Origin of the sequence: Enterococcus sp. AZ089 (assembly GCF_050547225.1) — a bacterium.
In the GTDB taxonomy this organism is placed as follows: domain Bacteria; phylum Bacillota; class Bacilli; order Lactobacillales; family Enterococcaceae; genus Enterococcus_D; species Enterococcus_D entomosocium.
Genome location: NZ_CP172954.1, coordinates 1779786 through 1798593, shown reverse-complemented (window position 1 = coordinate 1798593; position 18808 = coordinate 1779786). Strand labels below are relative to the sequence as shown.

Here is an 18808-nt window from a genome sequence, read left to right as displayed (position 1 = left end):
GAATAGTGAAAAACAGTAGATCAGATTTTGATCTACTGTTTTTTTAATAACGACCATATAAATGTAGAAGCTTACTTTTCAAGCTCTTCAAAAAGCAATTTTTTATCTGAAAGCTGATAAACTTGATTATGCAGATCGTCAAACAAATGAATCACATTTTCTTTCGTCTCGTTCACTTCAAAAAGAATCTCCTTGGCACGATCATGAATGCCATCGATTCGCATTTCTGTCGTACGGATCATTCGTTCAGATTCGATCTTCGCTTCTTGAATCGTGCGATTTGCTTTTCTTCTAGCAAAGACTAAAACCTCACTGATTTCTGTTTGGAACTGCTCGTTTTCGATTTGTAGGGTTGCATTTTCTTCCCTTAGTGCTTCGATCTTCGCCTGAAGCTCTGCGACTTCTTCATTTGATTCGCTAGCTGAAACTTTTGCTGCAAGCTCTTCTTTTTCTGCCAATTGCTGTTTCAAATCAGCAATTACTTCTTGCAACTGCTGGATTTCTTGCCGCTTCAACGTCCATTCAGCGCGTTCCTTTTCGTAATTTTGTTTCTCTTTTTGCTCTTTTTCTTGCTGAACAGCTAACTTAGCTTCTAATTGCTGGATCTTTGCTTCAAGTTTTTCTGTATCTACTTTTGTAAGCTGTTCTTCTAGGTCTTTGACTTTCTTATTCGCTTCTACTAGCGAAGCTTTTAATTCTTTTGCCTCTGCTTCTTGTTGAGCCACTACCTTCTGCTGTTTTTTTAACTGTTTTTTTTCTTCCTGTAGTTGCTCATTTTCTAAAATCAATTCTTTAATTTCAAAAGATAAATTTTCAATCATATGATCCTTTTCTTGTTCTTCTGAATCTTGCTTATGTGTCTGGTTTATACTCAATTCTTTCTCCATACGTTCTCCTTTGTCTTCAACGAGTTGACTATATTTGGCGTGGTTATCACGGTTACCAGAGGATTTTTGCTGCACTGCTATCTTTTTGACACTTTGATCTGTCTGTTGATCAACAGGCACTCTTTGGTGAGAAATCGGTTTTGCTAAAGTCTGTGCGACAGGTTTCGCTGTTTCTTTCTGGGTTTTAGGGGGTTCATTGTCCGCTTGTCGATTGGTTCCTTTCTCTTTTTTTTCAGGCGTAGCCTTTGCGGACCCTTGATCCTCAATGATTCCCTCTTCTTGATTTGTCTCCTCAAATTCATTCAGCTCTCCTATGGATAATTGATTTACTTCATCCATTAGCTTTTGGACAGAAAACAAACCTTTGTTTTTCTTTTTCATCATTAATTTTTCACACTGCCTTTTTGTTCATTTGTATTGATCGTTTCACTTTGATCCGTTTGAGGAGTAGAGGATATGCTTTCGCTCCCCTCGTTATTAGCTACTTCTTGAGCGTCAGTGTTTGGAAAGCTGCGTTCTAAAAGGGTCCAAACTCCATTCTCATCACGAATGATCGTCTGCTCAAAGGACTGATCAGAATCCTTGGAAAATTGAACAGAGAAGGTTCCTTGGGTGATCAAGGGAACGTTCTGCATATCATGTAGTAGACGAGAAAAATTTTCTTCCCATCCGTTTAAGTCATCAATTGATGGTAATTTGCTAGATAGAACAATCAAGATTTCTTGCAAGGGCTGATCAACAAAAATCATCGCTACGGTGCGACCTAGATATGGTGATAACTGATAGGCCAACTCATATTCAGCTGCAAACTGTGCTTCACGATCATTGGATACGAGTAAATGCTCCCAATCAATCGCTTCAAAAGCAAAGCCGTTCTCAGGATAAGCAAAAATCGGCATACGCATCAATTCAGTTTGCTCAGTTCTTAGCGCGAAGACTTCCTCTTTCAATTGACTGGTTTCTTCTTGCAGCTTTTGCAAATGAATGCCGCCTGTCAGTTGAAAAACTGTTAATAGCAAGACACTTACGATTATGGCACTACTGCAGCCCAATACAATTAGCAAGTGCCCACTACGCAGGTTGTGCTTAAATAAACGCAGTTTCCTTTTGGCTAAAACATCTGACGACAGCTGCTTTTCAACTTTTCTTAATAAATATTCTCGATACAATCGCCAACCGATGATACTACCTGCTCCAATGGCAAGCAGTATCATCCCAATATAAATAAAAATCACAGTCTCTTCCTTCCATCAAAACTAAAATTCGTTTTATTCATCCCTTTTGATACAAACTTAGTCTCGTTGATATGTTGCAAGAAATGAATCATCGCAAGCTTCCTTTCAAGAAGCTGATGTGTCAGAAGAACGTGATCACCACACCATAAAAGGTTTTACTTGAAATGATTCCAAATTCTCTACTATCACTTGAAGTGAGCAGTGCATCGCCAACGACAAAGTACTCATCTTCTTTGAGGTACCCCCGAATCGGCAACGCCTCAAAGGCTTCATCCTTCACAGTGATCATAAATGAAAAATCAAAGTCAGTATCCTCCGCCTCAATCAATAAACGCTCCTGTGTACGAACGAAGGAATCTCCCGGCACACCAATCACTCTCTTGATCAAAAATTCCCCTTCCTGTTCGAAAGCGATCAGCTGATAGCGATTTGGCTGGCGCTTTTTATGGATCAGCACAACTTGTCGATCCTCGATCGTCGGCAGCATGGACGTTCCTCTGACTAACGCCAGTCGATACGGCTGAAGAAACGCAATAAGCAAAAGGACCATCAAAAAGATACCGCTGATAGGAAGACCTATTTGTCTATGCCTTTTACTCATATTGCCAGCCCTCCATCCTTATTTTGGCATAATATATGAAACACTTGATGAGTGCGCCAATTCATTGCTGATCACGCGATAAGAGATTGTGGTTCCACCATAGACATTTCCTTCTGAAACCAAAATACCATTTGGACCAACGGCTTCAACAAAAGCGACATGCCCATAACGAGGATCAGATCCAGCTGTTCCAGGTGCAAAAGAGATCATACTGCCTGCTTTAGGCGTTTGACTGACGTTGTAACCTAAACGTCGTCCGGTATTGCCCCATTGACCACCATTTCCCATGTAGTCATCTACTTGACCGCCTAATTGACTCACGCGATTGAACACATACCAAGTACATTGTCCAACAGGATACGAACCAGAAAGATTGTAGTCACGACCGTTGTATTCTCGAAATGTCATGAGGGAGCGATACTCTTCTGGAATTTGTTCTTTTCCTTGGATAAACAAGCCTGTTTCTGTTGCGATCACTTGGTCATATTGCGTCAATCCATAGACTGCAATCAGTGAATTGATTTTTTTACTATAATTAACATCGGTCGCATAAGTGCCCGTCAAAGCATCTGCTGCCCGAAGATAGTTTTTTGATTCAGAGCGCCACACGTCTTGATAAAAGGTTGGATTTCCAGTGATTCCTCCGCGAATCAATTTGACATAATCAGCCATGGAATCTCGATAACTTGAATAGGAACGAAAGGCGGCTTGAATTTGGAATAGTTCTCCGTTGCCTTTATCTTCCATTGTTGGTAAAGTCACGCTGTTTCCTTGATAACTGCCTTTGATCCCAAAAAAGTTATAATGGGGACTGCTGGAAAGCCCGCTGTCGCCACTGCCGCTTTCAAGGATCGCTTGCGCGATCAATACAGAAGCAAAGACATCGTATTCTTGCCCTAAGCTTTGGGCTTCTTGTGCCAATGTTTCAATAAACGTCTGGGTCTTTTGATTCACTGTAAATTCGTAAGGGGCTGGATATTCAGTAACTAGCTTTTTGCCATATGTAGCCAATTCAGGATTTGATAGCCGTCTGATCGATAGCGGCTCTTCGATAGAAACCCGCTGAACTTCGATGGCAGTTTTCGTTGGCTCTTCTTGATTTGTCACTAAACTTGCTTGGTAACCATCTGCGAGGTAGATACCGATTAACTTATTTGCGTCATATAAAAGATCCCCCGGTTGTAATTGTTCAACCTGCTGTTCTTTTTCTATCCAGCTAGCTTCTCCTTTTATAACCGCTTTGATCCGTTCATTGATCCATTCGTCCATCGTCAATGGTTCTTCTAGTTCACCAATTTGCCCGATGATCTCGTAGACGAATGCCGCTTGCCATTGCGCATCATAATCAGCTAATATCGGCAAGGTGAAATCTAACAGATTCGAATCTGCGATCTTTGCTGCCCGAAAACTCTCTGGTAAATCAATGGTACGTCCATCATAAAAAGAATTTTTCAAGTCAGAAGTAGCATCTGGTGATTGAACGACAGGGTTTATTACTTGCTCAGGTGCAATAATCGGAGGTGTTTTCGGCTCCTCTTTTTTTGCATTTTCAGTATTTTCGTTGCTCTCAGTTGAAATTTCATTTTCTTTTGGTAGCAATGACTCATCAATCAAGTCGGTCTCTTTTGGCTTGTTCTCTGTTTCTACTTCTAGATCGTCCGTTTCAGCATCTATTTTTTCCTCTTCCTCGGAAGGTTCCTTGGACTCTGATTCCTCTAGTTCGGTCGTTTCCGCTGACTCGGTCGTTTGTGTTGAGTCTGATTCTTCAGACGAATCAAGAGATTCTACAACGGTATCTGCTGTTTCTGAATCCATAAGCGGTTCATTTGATTCGGAGGATAACTCGGTCGAGTCCTCCGTTTGCTCTTTGCTGACGTCTTCTTGACTTTCTTGGTCTTCTGCTGCCGATGAATCTTGGTCATCAAGTTGCTGTTCGGCATTTGTATTTTCTGAATAGTTATCAGGCTGAGGGCTTTCTTTCGCCAGTAATACGGGAGAAACAAAAAGTTGGCTTGCTAAAATCCCAGCACTGAATAATGTTAAATATGACTTCTTTTTTCTACTCTTCATACAGTTTCCTTTCTCTTGTTTCAGCCGGCATCCTTGGTTTTGATCAAAACCTGACGAACTGATTCAAAGTTGCTTGAATAGTTTTTGCACGAGTTTAGGTGAACTCTGTATCTTCGTGTTTATTTTTGAAGCAAACGATTGATTTAGCCAGCTTAAGCAGATTTTGCTCAGCAGCGTGATCTACCATAAAAAAGCGTTAAAATCCACTGCTTTTCAACCGATTTACTCACTGTCTTCCTATCAAGAATGGAAGCTGTCATAGGCGTCAACAGCTTCCATTTGATAAGATTGAGCATCGATCATTCGGTAGATGGGACAAAACTTAACTCCCATTCAATCGTTGCTTGATAGGTCATGTTACGGGGATTTGATCCAATGGGTACTTCAAGTTTGACACTATCCCCCATCGTCCCCATATCCCCGTAGCGCTGAATCCAGGTACCGCTTCCTTCATTTGCATCCGCTTCAGCGATCAAAGCGGGTACCCCAGGATCAAGGATCATTGATTCACTATAAGTGGGAGGAATTGCTGAATTGGCGGCATTCGTCAGCATAACTGCATTTTCTAAAATAATTCGTGCACCCCGAAGTTCTTCTCCTCGATCATTACGAAATCCTGCAGCGGATAATGTCGCGTTTAATTCCCAGCCGGTAAATTGAGCGCGCCGGTCAGAAATCTGCACGTAATTTGGCCGTTCCTCAGTTACTGAGCCATCAGCACTGCTAAGACGTTGTGGCAATGCCTTGTACTGTTTGGTATCTGCACTTATTGATACATCTCCAAAGCTATACTGGGAGATGAAATCGATACTGATAAACCCTAAATGTTCTGGTATATCCGGTTTATTTTCTGGATTCACTTCAATATCTGGCGCGATCGGATCTCGTGGATTCATTGTGGCAATCTCTTGAACAACTGTTTCAGCTGTATCAAATTTTCCATTTAAGAAAGCGTAAGCCGTCACCGTATTATGTTTTGTAAACCGATCCCCCTCGGCTAAGGTCAAGCTGAAATCACCATTGGCATCTGCTTGAAGATGAAACAAGCTGTTATCATCAAAAGAGGGTGATTGCAGTTGCGGTGCGGGAATCGCTGGATCTCCGTCAAAACGAATCACACTATATGGTGTGGCTTTTCCCCTAATGATTCTTGAGCCCTCCAGTGCCGGATCTTCCGTTAATGGTTCTAAATGAACCTCGACATCTGGAATATATTCAAATAGAATACGTTGTGCTCTTGTGGTAAAATTCGCGCGAAAATGATCAACGATCTCTTGTGAGATGGAAGAAACATTCGAAATCGATGACAAGGTAGAGGCAAAATTCACTTTTAAATTGAAGATTGGACTCCAACTGAAGTCTGGTTCCTCCGTCAAGTTTCCATGCCGCCATTGCTTCGCAGCTTGAATATCCACATCTAATAGCCCACCGCTGCCGGAAATCGAAATAAGGCTACTATTTGCTGCATTTCCGGTAACCGCCCTTGTTTTCTCTAAATTGATGCGTTGTGCATCCGCAAAAGTGAAGGTTGAGGCCGAGCTCAAAAATGTCATCAAGGAATGAGAGGGATTGGTTCCGTCCGACTTAATATCCAAGACTCCTTCTTTAGCAACAATAAATGTGGCGGCACCGGCTACATGGATCACTCCGGAGGTGGTGGTCCCTTGATTCACTGCATCAATTTCGACACTGCTTTTATTTCCAATAAGCATCGTGCTTCCAGCACCCATGTAGATAATGTTATAGCCCCATCCATTGAGGCTTGTGGTACGTCCATCAGCTTTGATTACCACTTTGCTATCCTCAGACATTTCAAAGTGGGCGCCGCTAGCATACATACTGATTGCGGGGGAGTTGGCTCGGGCAGTCAAATGAAGCTCTGATCGATTACCGATATTGATCCGTCCATTCGCAATATAAATATTTGCTCCAAAAGCCTCACCGGCTGTTCCAGCAGCACGCAGGGACATCTTTGCATCATTGCCAATAGTCATACGCCCCGTTGCATAATATAAATAGATATTGCCGGAATTTATTGTCGACATGTCAACTGTTGCGTTATCAAGAATTTCTAATTGTGTTACTTCCATATTCGCTTGGTTGGTTGCATTGATCGTTTGCACACGTCCAGATCTGGAAGTATATGTCGGAGTTTGATGCGATATTACTTCGCCAGACATAATAACAGGTGTCGCTAACGAGTGGATCAACTGATTGCCCGCGTTGGTTAAATTGTGGTAACGCATTCTGGATAGATTTTGTTGCGGAATACTCATATTCGTAAAATTCATGAAGCCATAATAGTTGCCATGAACGATATCGATATTTTGGTACGTGATATCCCACGGCGTTGCACTATTGACGGTACTATCATAAAATCCGACAGCAACAGCTCTAAAGTCGATTTGATACCCATTGCCTTCGATCACAAGCGTTCGCGAAATTCCAGAAGCATTGGTCCAAATATAGGCTACCCCATTCGACGGGTTGGAAGTTGCACTTCCCGCAGCCACTCCGGAAACTCCTTGAGTAGGATTGTTTGATGATTCAAAGTCATTTACGATATTGATATAATTTACTTCTCTATTCACGATTGCCGCCATAAACTCTTGCCAGTTGGAAACATCCCGGTGACTGATTTCGTCTAACGGTGTGACAGGTTCTGTCAATTGGGCAATTGCTTCTGCTTGGTCAGCTTCTGTGTCTTGCTGATTCTCATTTAGGTTCGCGTCATTAGAAGGTTGCGTGGTTCGTTTCCCTTCCTGAGGCGTGTCTGATGGTGAGACCTCTGTCTCGATCGTTTCATTATCTGCATCATCATCCGAGTCCTCTTCCCCGTCATCTTCTGCCTGTACTTCGATCGTTAGTTCCGCTTCACCTATAAAAAGTCGATAATCGCCTATTTTATTAAAGACGATAGGAATCTCGAACTCCATTAGCTCTTCATCAAAGGTAAGCGTCCATTCCTGTTCTTCTTCAGACAGCTTCTTATTCTTCACTTCTGCAGCAAATTCTTCTTCCACGATCGCTGCTTCTTTCGCTACAACTAGCGTAATCTCATTTAAAGGTTGGCTTGATACGACGAAAACGTCGATCGGTTGATCCACGACACCTTCAATCACACTAACTGGAAACTGAAAAAAAGGTTGATGGATGTCAAATTCTTTTGTTTGGATCGGTTGTGTTGCTTTATCAAGCAAGGACATATTCTGCGTTTCGTCCAACGGTTCAATCGTGTGATCGATGGCGTGGATTTCCGGCAATAGGATACTGCTCAGACTTGGAAAAAAAGTTTGCACACTTAGTAATCCAATAATGATCGCAATTATTACCTTGTGCGGGGTATTCTTCATTTCAACTTTTCCCACCTTCCTTTGCATTTTTTTTCTTATGAACAATTAGGATGATCGCAATAATTAGAAGCAAGCTGATTAGACCAGCCGTGGCGATCATCCACCAATTGAGTGACGTATCTACAGTGACATCGAGTTCATTTAAGCGGCGAGCATCTTCTGCCTCTACGCTAAATATCTGTTCCCAAGACCACTCTTCCTCTCCTGACCGCGCAGTAAGATTCAATACATACTCCCCATTACGAAAACGATCGCCATCCAAGGGAATTGGGAAATGCATATGTGAATTAGGAGCCATTTGCATAGATGATTGACTTGTTTCATATAAGATCGTCTCACCATCAACAGAACGAATTTCAGCTGTTACTTCCAATTGATTGACAAATGTTGCTGTATAATTTTGGATAACAGCACTAAATACGTTTCGGTAGTTTACTTGATCCGCAAAAACATCAAGCAGTTCCAATCCCGGATCCGTTGCGGACCGATTGTTGCTTACTACCACACCAATGACATAGGAAAATGCGTTCCGAATGCCTAATCCTTCTTCAGCAGATTGTGTTTGCTCCTCTTCCGAAATAACCTCTTTGATTCGAATGCCACCTGCCAAAACCCCTTTAAATTCCTCTTCTGGCATCGTAATCGGTAAAGAAATGATTCGTTTTTCTAATGGATCGAACGATACGGTTTCAGGCACCTCTACCAGTTCATCAATTGATGCAGGTAAAGTCGGATCAGGGGATTCTGCATCCCTGCCGTATTCCACAACACCATTCACATTCGTAAATGCCGTATGGGCAGAAATTTCTATTTCGATCGCTTGATCAGAACCATTTTCGATCTCTAAAGCCAATTCATCACGTTCTCCTGCCCCAAGATTTAAATCGAAATACCCCAACGCCCCTCCTTCCAGCTGACTTTCCGGTAAGATAGGAGTCACATAAAAGTTTAATTCTGATTCTGTCTGAGCATAGCTCATTCTTGGTGAAAAAAAGAATGATAGTAGGATGACCGCACAGGTAACCGTTTTTATCCATTTCATTCTCATACGTTGTTCAGTCAAAAGTGGTTCTCCTTCCAAAAAAGGCAGGAATAATTTACTATTCCTGCCAGTTGTTTCTTGTTGCAAGCTATGATCCTTCTTACGGATTTACTGTTTCGCCGCCACTATCAACAGAAGCAGTTAGCGTCCATGTCATTTCCGCAGTATAGTTAGTTGCTAGCTGCGTGGTAGAGCCTGGTACAAATAGTTGAATATCATCATTTCTGATCATTTCGCCTTCTTGTTTATTAAGATTTTGTTCCGTCAATTTTTCTTGATCTCCCCAGTAAATCGATGAAGCGCCCGCGCCTTGACCGACCGAAGCACGCATGACAGGAATGTCTTGATCGTTGACATCTAGGATCAACGCATTTTGTTCTTCATTATTGATAACGGCACTTGGCTGTAAGTCTCGATCACCCTCGCCTTTGTTGAACACGATTTCAGGGTTTGCCAACTTGATTTTTGCCCCAGTCAAGACATCTCCTGATTCAGAAGTAAAATCAGTTAGACTAACATTTAATGTCCAACCAGCATGCGTTCCTCGGGTATCTTGCACTTGGGCAAACGATACGTACGGTGTCGTCCCTGATTGATCAGCCAAATTACGCTCATCAGCAACGATTGAATACCAACGATCACTGGTAGAAATAGCATTCTGACCAAAATCGAATGTTTGTGGTGCATAAGCAATGGTAAATGGGCCCGTTTGTCCTGGCGGTGTTGGTTCGATTGTTTCTACTTCTGGGTGCACGACTGGCGGTTGTACCACTGTTAGATCGCTTCCGTCTGAGGTAAACCCTACAACGTTATCGGTAGTCGTTTCTAATGAAGATTGGGCAAAGGCTTGAACGCCTCCTGCTAGTAAAGTGGTGGATAATACAGCGACCGTAGCTAAACGAATCTTTTTCATTTCTAGTTCCTTCTTTCTTTTTTTATTCAGTACAAAACCAAGTTACTCAACCGTTTCTCCGTCCGGTCCAGCTGTTGCAGCCAAAGTCCAAGTAAGAGTTGCTTCATAAAGAGCAGCGTCTTTTGCTGTTGATCCAGGAACAAGTAACTCGATTCCAGCATTTTCAACAACCTCTGCACCTGCTTCTACTTGTCGATTGATTTCTTCCTGATCGCCCCAAACGACTGACGATACGCCAGCACCTTTTGTTTGAGCAGCAGTCAGAACCGAACGTTCACTATTTGTAGCATCTAAAATCAATCCATCCGCATGAATTTGTGGCTCATTTTCTTGGTTGCTTCCGTTATATTCCAATTTTGGCGAATTAAAACGAATTCTTGCTCCAGTCAGTTCATTATTCTGTGTTCCTGATTCAAAAGCACTTAAGGAAACTTTTAAGTCCCAACCAGCATTTGTCCCACGCGTATCTTGGACTTGAGCAAATGAAACATATGGAACTCTTTCTTCACTATCTTCCGCGTCTTTTAGCTTGTGTAATTCAGCCACTAGCTTATATTCTTGATCGGTATTAGAAATCACTTGCTCACCGAAATTAAGCGTAGGTGCGTAAGCAATCGTCAATGGTCCCGTTTGTCCTTCCGGGCCGACTGGATTGATCTCTACATCTGGACCATTAGGACCAGGATTTGGTGGTTGAACCACTGTCGCTTCGCTATCGTTTGGTACAAAGAGAACTTTCCCTTCTGTATCATGGTTTGTTACACTTTCAGTAGCGAAGGCTTCCGCGCTAATAGTAAATAAAGTTGCAGCTAAAACAGCTGCCGATGCAAATCGTACGAATTTCAAATTAATCCCTGCTTTCAAATTATTTGTCTTTTCTTTTTAACCATCACAAATTTTGATCGATGTTTGGTATATTGCACATACAATACAACCAGTACAAGCAGTAATCCAAGAAAGATTACGCCGTAAGTTCTTGTCTCGTTGGTCTTTGGTAAAATACCACCTGGTTTTGCTACCTTGTTTGGTGGCGATATATTCTCTGTAGGGCCTGCTGGCGGTGCTGGTTCGGGTTGCCCAATAGGCTCATAAACACCGGTAAAGAGCACAGAGCTTTCTGTTTCAACCGACTGCACTTCCTGAGCATTCACCGCTGCCGTAGAAATAGTTATCCCATAAAAAAGAGTGCAAAACAGAACCATACGAACTAATTTCCATACCTTTTCTCCTTTCATTCTCCCTCCTCCTCTATACTTGCCACGTCTTATAAGTGATCTTTTCAAAACAGCGTTTGCCTAAGACCCGTTAACAAAAATGATTTTGAGATCGTTTCAGAATCATTTGAAGTGTGCAACGCTTTTTCTGTCATTCGTAAAATAGCAGAGAAAGACTTATAACTTTTGACAAAGTTCACTATACTGATGATTTTCACAGATTTGAAATATTATTTTTCACCAATGGGTGAATTTTCTTATTAATATTCCTTTTTATTGACCAAAAATAAGCATTTTTATAAAAAGAAAGGGTAAAAATTTTGCGAAAGAAGCCCATCATACTAAGCTTACAAATAGTTTCAAAAAAAAGGCGTATTGGAAGGTTCATTTCGCATCGAGCATCACCCCTCACACGATCTATTTGTGAAAAACACCTGATTTTGAGTGGTGTAATCAAAAAAATTCAGTAAGCTTATGTTTTTCCAGTTACTTGAAAGGGCTTTAATAAAGGGTATTACGTTAATTACCTGTTTTTTTATCAAATTGTGCAAAAAAAAACGCTAAGCGATTTCGCTTAGCGTCTTGATCCTAGATACTTTTGGTCTATGTTCACCATTAAATGGTTTTCTTCCCCTTCATGCGAAGCTTTCCTTCTTGGCACATCGCCAACAACGGGCAAATCTCACACTTTGGCGCCCTCGCGGTACAATGATAACGGCCAAAGAAAATCATCGTATGGTGGGTTTTGACCCATAATGGTTCGGGAATCTTTTTCATCAACGTTTGTTCAACTTCTAGTACATTGGCATCTAATTTACAAATGCGCAATCTTTTTGACACCCGTTCGACGTGGGTATCGACAGCGATTGCCGGTATCCCATAGGCATCACCAAGTACCACATTCGCAGTTTTTCTACCGACACCTGGCAAAGAAACCAAATCTTCTCTTGTTTTCGGCACTTCACCACCAAAACGTAGCAATAGTTCCGAAGCACAAGCTTTGATATTTTTTGCCTTGTTTCGATACAGACCGATCGACTTGATTTTTGCAATCACATCTTCTAAAGGTGCTTCGCTCAAAGCTTGCGGTGTAGGATAAGCCTCAAAAAGTGCCGGGGTGACTTTATTTACCGAGACATCTGTTGCTTGCGCACTTAAAATGACTGCGATCAATAATTCAAACGCATTTTTGGATACCAATTCACCATGCGCTTCGGGAAACATCTCGTACATTGTTTCGATGGCGATCATTGTTTTTTCTTTGCTGATCATAGGACTATTTGAACTCCTTGTCTGTTACTCTCCTTCTAACCAATTATGCATAGGGATTTTGGGCATTGGCCCTTCTTCCTGTGAAATATTCTCATTTTGAAGAAATTGTTTTTTTCTTCTTTTTTGTTCTTCCTCAACTTGCGCTTTCGACGTGATATTCTTACGTTCCCAAGAAAGTAAGATACGATCGATGTAATTTAAGCTATAAGCCTGATTCAAAACCGCTTCTCGCAAAGCAAACTGAATCAGTTCCGGATCGTAATGGTCCTCATCCAACCACTGCCCGATCCGCTGGTATTCGATTGCTGACAATGGCCGACCAAACTCGCCTTCAAACAAGCGATATAACCCACGGATTTTTTCTTCATTTGATTCTACTGCCTCATTTTTCGATTGCTGTGTCAAGAGAAATTCTAAACGGTCATAGATTCCTGTGAAATCATAATAATCAACCATTTTTCCGGCAGCATCTTTTTTTGATTCCATTCGCAGTACATCTTTTTTAAGTAATTGATTTAACCAATGATAAATTTCTTTTTGATCACTCCCCATCACAGAGGCAATCTCACGTAAATCAGGGAAATCATTTCCTTGCTCATGACTGCGATACAACTGCAGCCATAACAAAAATTCGTCATTTGTCAATCCAAGATGATGGTAATTTTCTAAAAGCAAATTTGATATCGTTGTTTGCCCTTTTGCTAAATAGTCCTTTAACGAAACCATACTGTATCCTCTTCTCCTTGATTCACCTGAAACTCTATGATCCTTTGGTCCAGGATCGATCCAATAAAAAGGGGACGACGCAAAGGCGGACGTCCCACGATTCATTCTTGGTTACGCTTTTTCTTTGACTGCTGCGATGATCTCAACTTCAACCAAAACATCTTTTGGCAAGCGGGCAACTTCTACAGCAGAACGTGCAGGTAACTCTTCATTGAACAATGTGCTATAGGTATTATTGAAAGGAACGAAATCATTCATATTTTTTAAAAAACATGTCGTCTTAACGATGTCATCTGGCGTAAGTTCCGCCGCTTCAAGAATCGCGTTGATATTTTTCAATACTTGCTGAGTCTGTACTTCAATCGTCGTACCGACAACTTCCCCCGAAACAGGATCTAATGGCACTTGACCAGAAGCAAACAAAAAGCCGTTTGCGATTTTTGCTTGAACATAAGGACCGATTGCTTGTGGTGCTTGATCTGTAGAAATTATCTTCATTTTGTTTCCTCCTCTTTCACTTGGCATTCGGGACATAGACCATAAACTTCTAGTCGATGGTTATTTATTTGATACCCAGTTAATTTCGAAGCCGCCATTTCGACATCTTCCAATCCTGGATAGTAAAAATCAGCGATCTTTCCACACTTTTGGCAGATAGCATGATAATGAGGCTCCGTTGTAAAATCAAAACGACTGGAGGCATCTCCATAATTCATTTCTTTTACAAAGCCAATTTCTGTGAACAAACGTAAGTTATTGTATACCGTTGCGACACTAATACCAGGAAAATGAACTTCAATCGCTCGATAAATCTCTTCAGCGGTCGGATGGGCATCGTGACTGGCTAAAAACTCTAATATCGCTACTCGCTGCGGTGTAATACGAATATTTTCATGTTTTAATCGTTTGATCGCTTCATCGTAGATCGTACTCACAGGAGTTCCTCCATTTCTCTTATCTCACCTATCATACTATGTAAAACCTAAAAATTCAAACAGCTTTCCTTATTTTTTCAAAGGCAAAACGCTTTTTTCAGCCCGCTTCCGTCCCCTTTTTTCGAGAAAGAAAAGCAGACATTTCAATGCCTGCTTTCTCTCGATTGTTAGTCTTCAAACTGATACAGTGCTGTGGACAAATAACGTTCGCCATTGTCAGGCACGATTGCTAAAACTTTTTTGCCTTTGCCTAGTTCTTTTGCTACCTGTAAAGCAGCTTGGATCGCAGCCCCTGAAGAGATTCCAACTAAAATCCCTTCTTTCATCCCAACTTGCCGTGCAGTTTTCATCGCATCGTCACTGGCAATTGCAATGACTTGATCATAAATTTCGGTATCTAATACTTTAGGGACAAATCCAGTACCGATCCCTTGAATCTTATGCGGTCCTGGCTTACCACCTTCTAAAATCGCAGATTCAGCAGGCTCAACACCAACTATTTTCAAATTAGGATAGACGCGCTTCAGTTCTTTGCCCGCTCCAGTGATCGTTCCACCAGTGCCGATTCCAGCGACAAAAGCATCTAAACCTTTTGATTCAAATGCATCCTCAATTTCTTTTCCTGTCGTTTTTTCATGAATTTCTGGGTTAGCTGGATTTTCAAATTGTAATGGCATATAGTAGCCGTCTTGCTCCGCTAATTCTTTTGCTTTGTTAATGGATCCTGTGATCCCTTCAGACCCAGGCGTCAAAATCAACTCTGCACCATAAGCTTGTACGATTTTCCGTCTTTCGATACTCATCGTTTCTGGCATAACCAACACAACCCGATAGCCTTTTGCCGTACCGATCATGGCTAAACCGATCCCCGTATTTCCTGAGGTTGGCTCGATAATCGTATCGCCGGCTTTCAATAAGCCGCTTTTTTCGGCTTTTTCAATCATGGCTAAAGCAATTCTGTCCTTTACGCTACCCCCAGGATTGAAAAACTCTAATTTCACATACACATCAGCAGAACCTTCTTCTACGATATGATTTAATTTGACGATTGGCGTATGACCAACTAATTCATTGACCGATTGATAGATTTTTGTCATTGAAAATCCCTCCCGTTCTTATTCTTCCATTCTACCTAAAATACCTCGGAGTTGCGAATAAAAAGTAAGCAATTTCAAATTTTTTTTCATATAGTTTTATACTTTGTTCTATTTCCACTGACCAGAGTTTGATTGCCACGTCAAAAAAACCTTAAGATTGGCTGCAATTGTAGCAATCCATCTTAAGGTTTTTAACTTACTTATACGATCAACTCTTGTCCGATAACGATGATCTCACTGGATAATCCATTCGATGCCATCAACGCATCAACGGTTGTGCCAAATCGGTTGGCGATATCCCAAAGCGTATCCCCAGAAGCAACTTGATAGCTCTGTGCTGAAGATGTACTACCTGAATACGTGGTCGTCGTTGTTTCGCTGGTCGTTGTGCTAGTTGTGTTTGTCCAGGCTGTATTTTGTGTCGTTCCTGTATCGAACCGTGTAAGCTGATAGGTTTCGATCAACCAGTTCAGTTTTTGTGCGTAACCTGGATCGGTAGCATAACGTCCCGTCAAGTAATTCGTTGCATCATAAAATGAGGTTGTTTGGCTTTTCCAGACACCACTGTAATGAGCAGTCCCTGTCGCGAAACTTGTACTTCGCAAGACGTTCGCATGATCCTGAAACGATTCCCAATAAGAGTTATATTGACGAAACGGTTCATTCATCTCTACCCACTGACCATTCAAATACTCTTGGGTAGGCATATACACACTTTGTCCGTTGTAACTGCCTTTGACCCCAAATAAATTGTAATAGGGGGCATTGGATAATGCGGAAGAACCATAGCCGCTTTCCAAAATCGCTTGAGCGATCATCACAGAAGCATATAGATCATTGTTGACAGCAACATCTTGTGCTGACCAGCCAATTTGTTCGATGAACCCTGAGATGTCCTGCGTCGCATATTGATTCTCAGCAGCTTGTACCTGTTGAGGAACGAAAGTGACCGTCATTGGCGCTAACATCATTCCTGCACCCATCAAAGAGACCACCGCCTTTTTACTAGGTCTTTTCATCGTCTTCTTTGGTTGATGATGTCTTTCACTTCTTGTTTGATAACTTCCCATCTTTTTCCTCCAGTAACTGTACGTTTTTTCAAATAAATCAATACAGCTATTATACGGAAAAATGCCTAGCAGTGCAAACAATGTTCACTTCCGACCCGACAAAAGACTTTTAAAAAACTTCCCAGACATCCCTCTCAGTTTGTTAATTACTGAGAAGTTTTTAAAAAAACTATTAGAATGGGGTTGTATTGCTTCTCTCTTACTATTTAAAAGAGTCTATATCTTGTGGTGAAACCATTTTTCAGAAACCTTAGCCACTACTACCTTAAATAAGTCACTCTGGCACTTTCAGAGTGAGCAGTACTCGAAAAAAACACGCTCGAAAATCGAAAAGATTCTCGAACGTGCTAGCTTTGATTGATTGTCGATCAATTAATCGATTGATTTAAAAGTATTCACAACATTTTCAACACTAAAGCCGAATTCTGCTAATACTTTGTCGCCAGGTGCTGATGCACCGAAGTGATCGATCGCGATCACTTTTCCATGGCAACCGGTGTAACGTTCCCAACCAAATGGGGAAGCCGCTTCAATCGCTACCCGTTTCTTCACTGCTTTTGGCAAGACGCTTTCTTTGTATTCTGAGCTTTGTGCTTCAAACAAATCAAAGCTTGGTAAGGAGACCACCGATACATCGATGCCTTCTTCTGCCAATTTAGCTTGTGCTTGGACCGCAAGATTCACTTCAGAACCTGTGGCGATCAAAATACCCGCTGGTGTTTCACCAGCTTGTTTTGAAATCACGTAACCACCTTTTGCGACATTTTCATCCGCACCGGTTTGCGTGCCTTCGATCACTGGTAGGTTTTGTCGGCTTAAGACTAAGACCGTTGGTTTATCCGTTGTTGTCATAGCCAGTTTCCAAGCAGCACGGGTTTCGTTGCCGTCTGCTGGACGAATCACTTGGACATTTGGCATGCAACGGACGCTAGCTAATTGCTCGATTGGCTCGTGGGTCGGTCCATCTTCCCCAACCGCCACGGAGTCATGTGTCAAGACATAGATCACAGGTGCATGCTGGATCGCAGACAAGCGCACCGCTGGACGCAAGTAATCAACGAAGACGAAGAAGGTCCCGCCATAGATTCGGGTACCGCCATGCAATTGGATGCCGTTCATGGCTGCCGCCATCGCAAATTCTCGGACACCAAACCAAATGTTGCGGCCTTCGTATTGGCCAGGTTCAAAGTCTTTTTCTGCTGCCACCATCGTGTTGTTGGAGCCAGAAAGGTCAGCCGATCCACCCCAGAGACTAGGGACGGCTTTGGATAAGGCTTGGATCATCTCTTTGCTAGAAACCCGACTAGCTTGTGAGCTGCCAACTTCGTAGCTTGGTAATGTTGCATCCCAATCTGCTGGCAATTCACCCGCAAAGGCTTGTTTGAATTGCGCCGCAAGTTCTGGGTAGGCTGCTTCATAGGCACGGAAGGTTTCGTTCCAAGCGGCTTCAGCTTTTTGCCCTTCATCGATCATGGTTTCTTTGAAGCGCGCGGCAACTTCTTCAGGTACGGTAAATTCTGGGTATTCCCAACCATAAATCGCTTTAGCTGCAGAAATGCCTTCGGCACCGATCGGCGCACCATGAACGGCAGAGGTGCCTTGATTTGGCGCACCGTATCCGATCACAGTCTTGATTTCGATCAAGGTTGGTTTGTCGCTTTCAGCTTTTGCTTCGTCGATCGCTTTTGAGATTGCTTCTAAATCATTGCCGTCTTCAACGAGAATGTGTTGCCAGCCATACGCTTCAAAACGCGCACCGACATTTTCTGTAAAGGCTTTTGAAGTCGGACCATCTAGGGAAATGTCATTTGAATCGTACAAGACGATCAGTTTATCTAATTTCATGTGACCCGCCATGGATGCAGCTTCTTGCGAAACACCTTCCATCAAATCCCCATCGCCACATAAGGCATAGGTATAGTGATCGATGACTTGATACTTGTCGCGATTGTAGGTTGCAGCCAAGTGGGCTTCGGCCATTGCCATACCGACTGCCATGGCGATCCCTTGTCCTAAAGGTCCAGTGGTTGCTTCCACGCCGTCTGTGTGATCGACTTCTGGATGTCCTGGCGTGCGGCTATCCCATTGACGGAAGTTTTTTAGATCCTCAATGGTCACATCGTAACCAGACACATGCAACAAGCTGTACAATAACGCCGAACCGTGTCCAGCAGACAAAACAAAACGGTCACGATCCACCCACTTGCGAGAAGTCGTTGGATTGACTTTCAAGTGTTTGGTCCACAAGGCATAGGCCATGGGTGCTGCCCCCATCGGTAATCCTGGATGTCCTGAATTGGCTTTTTGTACGGCTTCGATACTTAATGTACGAAGGGTGTTCACTCCTAATTGATCGATTTTATCAAACAATGGTAGTTCCTCCTAATTTAGGT

Annotated in this window: 16 protein-coding genes; all 16 read right to left on the bottom strand. The window is 42.3% G+C overall.

Annotated features, from left to right (window positions below):
* Positions 1 to 71: 71 nt before the first annotated feature.
* The 16 genes from IGJ01_RS08355 to tkt all read right to left on the bottom strand — a co-directional run bounded on the left by IGJ01_RS08355 (position 72) and on the right by tkt (position 18785).
* On the bottom strand, positions 72 to 1271 hold the full coding sequence (locus IGJ01_RS08355) for a hypothetical protein (protein ID WP_430601616.1): 1200 nt from the start codon (positions 1269 to 1271) through the stop codon (positions 72 to 74).
* Positions 1271 to 2122, bottom strand: coding sequence for a hypothetical protein (locus IGJ01_RS08350; protein WP_430601615.1), 852 nt, complete (start codon positions 2120 to 2122; stop codon positions 1271 to 1273). The genes IGJ01_RS08355 and IGJ01_RS08350 overlap by 1 nt, the downstream gene beginning before the upstream one ends.
* A 121-nt stretch (positions 2123 to 2243) precedes the next feature.
* The gene (gene lepB / locus IGJ01_RS08345; protein WP_430601614.1) at positions 2244 to 2723 is read right to left on the bottom strand and encodes a signal peptidase I; all 480 of its coding nucleotides are present in this window, start codon (positions 2721 to 2723) and stop codon (positions 2244 to 2246) included.
* Positions 2724 to 2741: 18 nt separating this feature from the next.
* Positions 2742 to 4793 (bottom strand): glucosaminidase domain-containing protein, encoded by a 2052-nt coding sequence (locus IGJ01_RS08340; RefSeq protein ID WP_430601613.1) that lies wholly within the window; start codon positions 4791 to 4793, stop codon positions 2742 to 2744.
* A gap of 299 nt (positions 4794 to 5092) precedes the next feature.
* Positions 5093 to 8146 carry a WxL domain-containing protein gene (locus IGJ01_RS08335; protein WP_242691946.1) on the bottom strand — a complete coding sequence of 1018 codons (3054 nt, stop codon included), beginning with the start codon at positions 8144 to 8146 and terminating at the stop codon, positions 5093 to 5095.
* A gap of 1 nt (position 8147) precedes the next feature.
* Positions 8148 to 9275: a DUF916 and DUF3324 domain-containing protein gene (locus IGJ01_RS08330; protein ID WP_429967177.1), complete on the bottom strand. Its 1128-nt coding sequence runs from the start codon at positions 9273 to 9275 to the stop codon at positions 8148 to 8150.
* Between the two features lie 13 nt (positions 9276 to 9288).
* Positions 9289 to 10101, bottom strand: a complete 813-nt coding sequence (locus IGJ01_RS08325) for a WxL domain-containing protein (RefSeq protein ID WP_008379817.1) — start codon at positions 10099 to 10101, stop codon at positions 9289 to 9291.
* A gap of 42 nt (positions 10102 to 10143) precedes the next feature.
* Positions 10144 to 10947 (bottom strand): WxL domain-containing protein, encoded by an 804-nt coding sequence (locus IGJ01_RS08320; protein ID WP_034872689.1) that lies wholly within the window; start codon positions 10945 to 10947, stop codon positions 10144 to 10146.
* Between the two features lie 14 nt (positions 10948 to 10961).
* Positions 10962 to 11336, bottom strand: a complete 375-nt coding sequence (locus IGJ01_RS08315; RefSeq protein WP_005236050.1) for an LPXTG cell wall anchor domain-containing protein — start codon at positions 11334 to 11336, stop codon at positions 10962 to 10964.
* A gap of 594 nt (positions 11337 to 11930) precedes the next feature.
* Complete coding sequence (gene nth, locus IGJ01_RS08310; protein ID WP_005236053.1) at positions 11931 to 12587, bottom strand: endonuclease III; 657 nt, start codon at positions 12585 to 12587, stop codon at positions 11931 to 11933.
* Positions 12588 to 12611: 24 nt separating this feature from the next.
* Complete coding sequence (locus IGJ01_RS08305) at positions 12612 to 13313, bottom strand: DnaD domain protein (protein WP_005236055.1); 702 nt, start codon at positions 13311 to 13313, stop codon at positions 12612 to 12614.
* A 111-nt stretch (positions 13314 to 13424) separates the two neighbouring features.
* Positions 13425 to 13811 (bottom strand): RidA family protein, encoded by a 387-nt coding sequence (locus tag IGJ01_RS08300; RefSeq protein WP_005236057.1) that lies wholly within the window; start codon positions 13809 to 13811, stop codon positions 13425 to 13427.
* Complete coding sequence (locus IGJ01_RS08295) at positions 13808 to 14248, bottom strand: Fur family transcriptional regulator (protein ID WP_005226158.1); 441 nt, start codon at positions 14246 to 14248, stop codon at positions 13808 to 13810. The genes IGJ01_RS08300 and IGJ01_RS08295 overlap by 4 nt, the downstream gene beginning before the upstream one ends.
* A 167-nt stretch (positions 14249 to 14415) precedes the next feature.
* Positions 14416 to 15345 carry a cysteine synthase A gene (cysK, locus tag IGJ01_RS08290; protein ID WP_005236064.1) on the bottom strand — a complete coding sequence of 310 codons (930 nt, stop codon included), beginning with the start codon at positions 15343 to 15345 and terminating at the stop codon, positions 14416 to 14418.
* 200 nt (positions 15346 to 15545) lie between these two features.
* Positions 15546 to 16415, bottom strand: a complete 870-nt coding sequence (locus IGJ01_RS08285; RefSeq protein ID WP_008379808.1) for a glucosaminidase domain-containing protein — start codon at positions 16413 to 16415, stop codon at positions 15546 to 15548.
* 372 nt (positions 16416 to 16787) lie between these two features.
* Positions 16788 to 18785 carry a transketolase gene (gene tkt, locus IGJ01_RS08280; RefSeq protein WP_429961873.1) on the bottom strand — a complete coding sequence of 666 codons (1998 nt, stop codon included), beginning with the start codon at positions 18783 to 18785 and terminating at the stop codon, positions 16788 to 16790.
* Between the last annotated feature and the right edge of the window lie 23 nt (positions 18786 to 18808).

Bases quoted from the DNA above. Each gene is read 5' to 3' on its own strand.
- IGJ01_RS08335 (WP_242691946.1), bottom strand. From the start codon at position 8,146: ATGAAGAATACCCCGCACAAGGTAATAATTGCGATCATTATTGGATTA.
- nth (WP_005236053.1), bottom strand. From the start codon at position 12,587: ATGATCAGCAAAGAAAAAACAATGATCGCCATCGAAACAATGTACGAG.
- IGJ01_RS08325 (WP_008379817.1), bottom strand. From the start codon at position 10,101: ATGAAAAAGATTCGTTTAGCTACGGTCGCTGTATTATCCACCACTTTA.
- IGJ01_RS08315 (WP_005236050.1), bottom strand. From the start codon at position 11,336: ATGAAAGGAGAAAAGGTATGGAAATTAGTTCGTATGGTTCTGTTTTGC.
- cysK (WP_005236064.1), bottom strand. From the start codon at position 15,345: ATGACAAAAATCTATCAATCGGTCAATGAATTAGTTGGTCATACGCCA.
- IGJ01_RS08285 (WP_008379808.1), bottom strand. From the start codon at position 16,415: ATGGGAAGTTATCAAACAAGAAGTGAAAGACATCATCAACCAAAGAAG.
- IGJ01_RS08355 (WP_430601616.1), bottom strand. From the start codon at position 1,271: ATGATGAAAAAGAAAAACAAAGGTTTGTTTTCTGTCCAAAAGCTAATG.
- lepB (WP_430601614.1), bottom strand. From the start codon at position 2,723: ATGAGTAAAAGGCATAGACAAATAGGTCTTCCTATCAGCGGTATCTTT.
- IGJ01_RS08340 (WP_430601613.1), bottom strand. From the start codon at position 4,793: ATGAAGAGTAGAAAAAAGAAGTCATATTTAACATTATTCAGTGCTGGG.
- IGJ01_RS08300 (WP_005236057.1), bottom strand. From the start codon at position 13,811: ATGAAGATAATTTCTACAGATCAAGCACCACAAGCAATCGGTCCTTAT.
- IGJ01_RS08305 (WP_005236055.1), bottom strand. From the start codon at position 13,313: ATGGTTTCGTTAAAGGACTATTTAGCAAAAGGGCAAACAACGATATCA.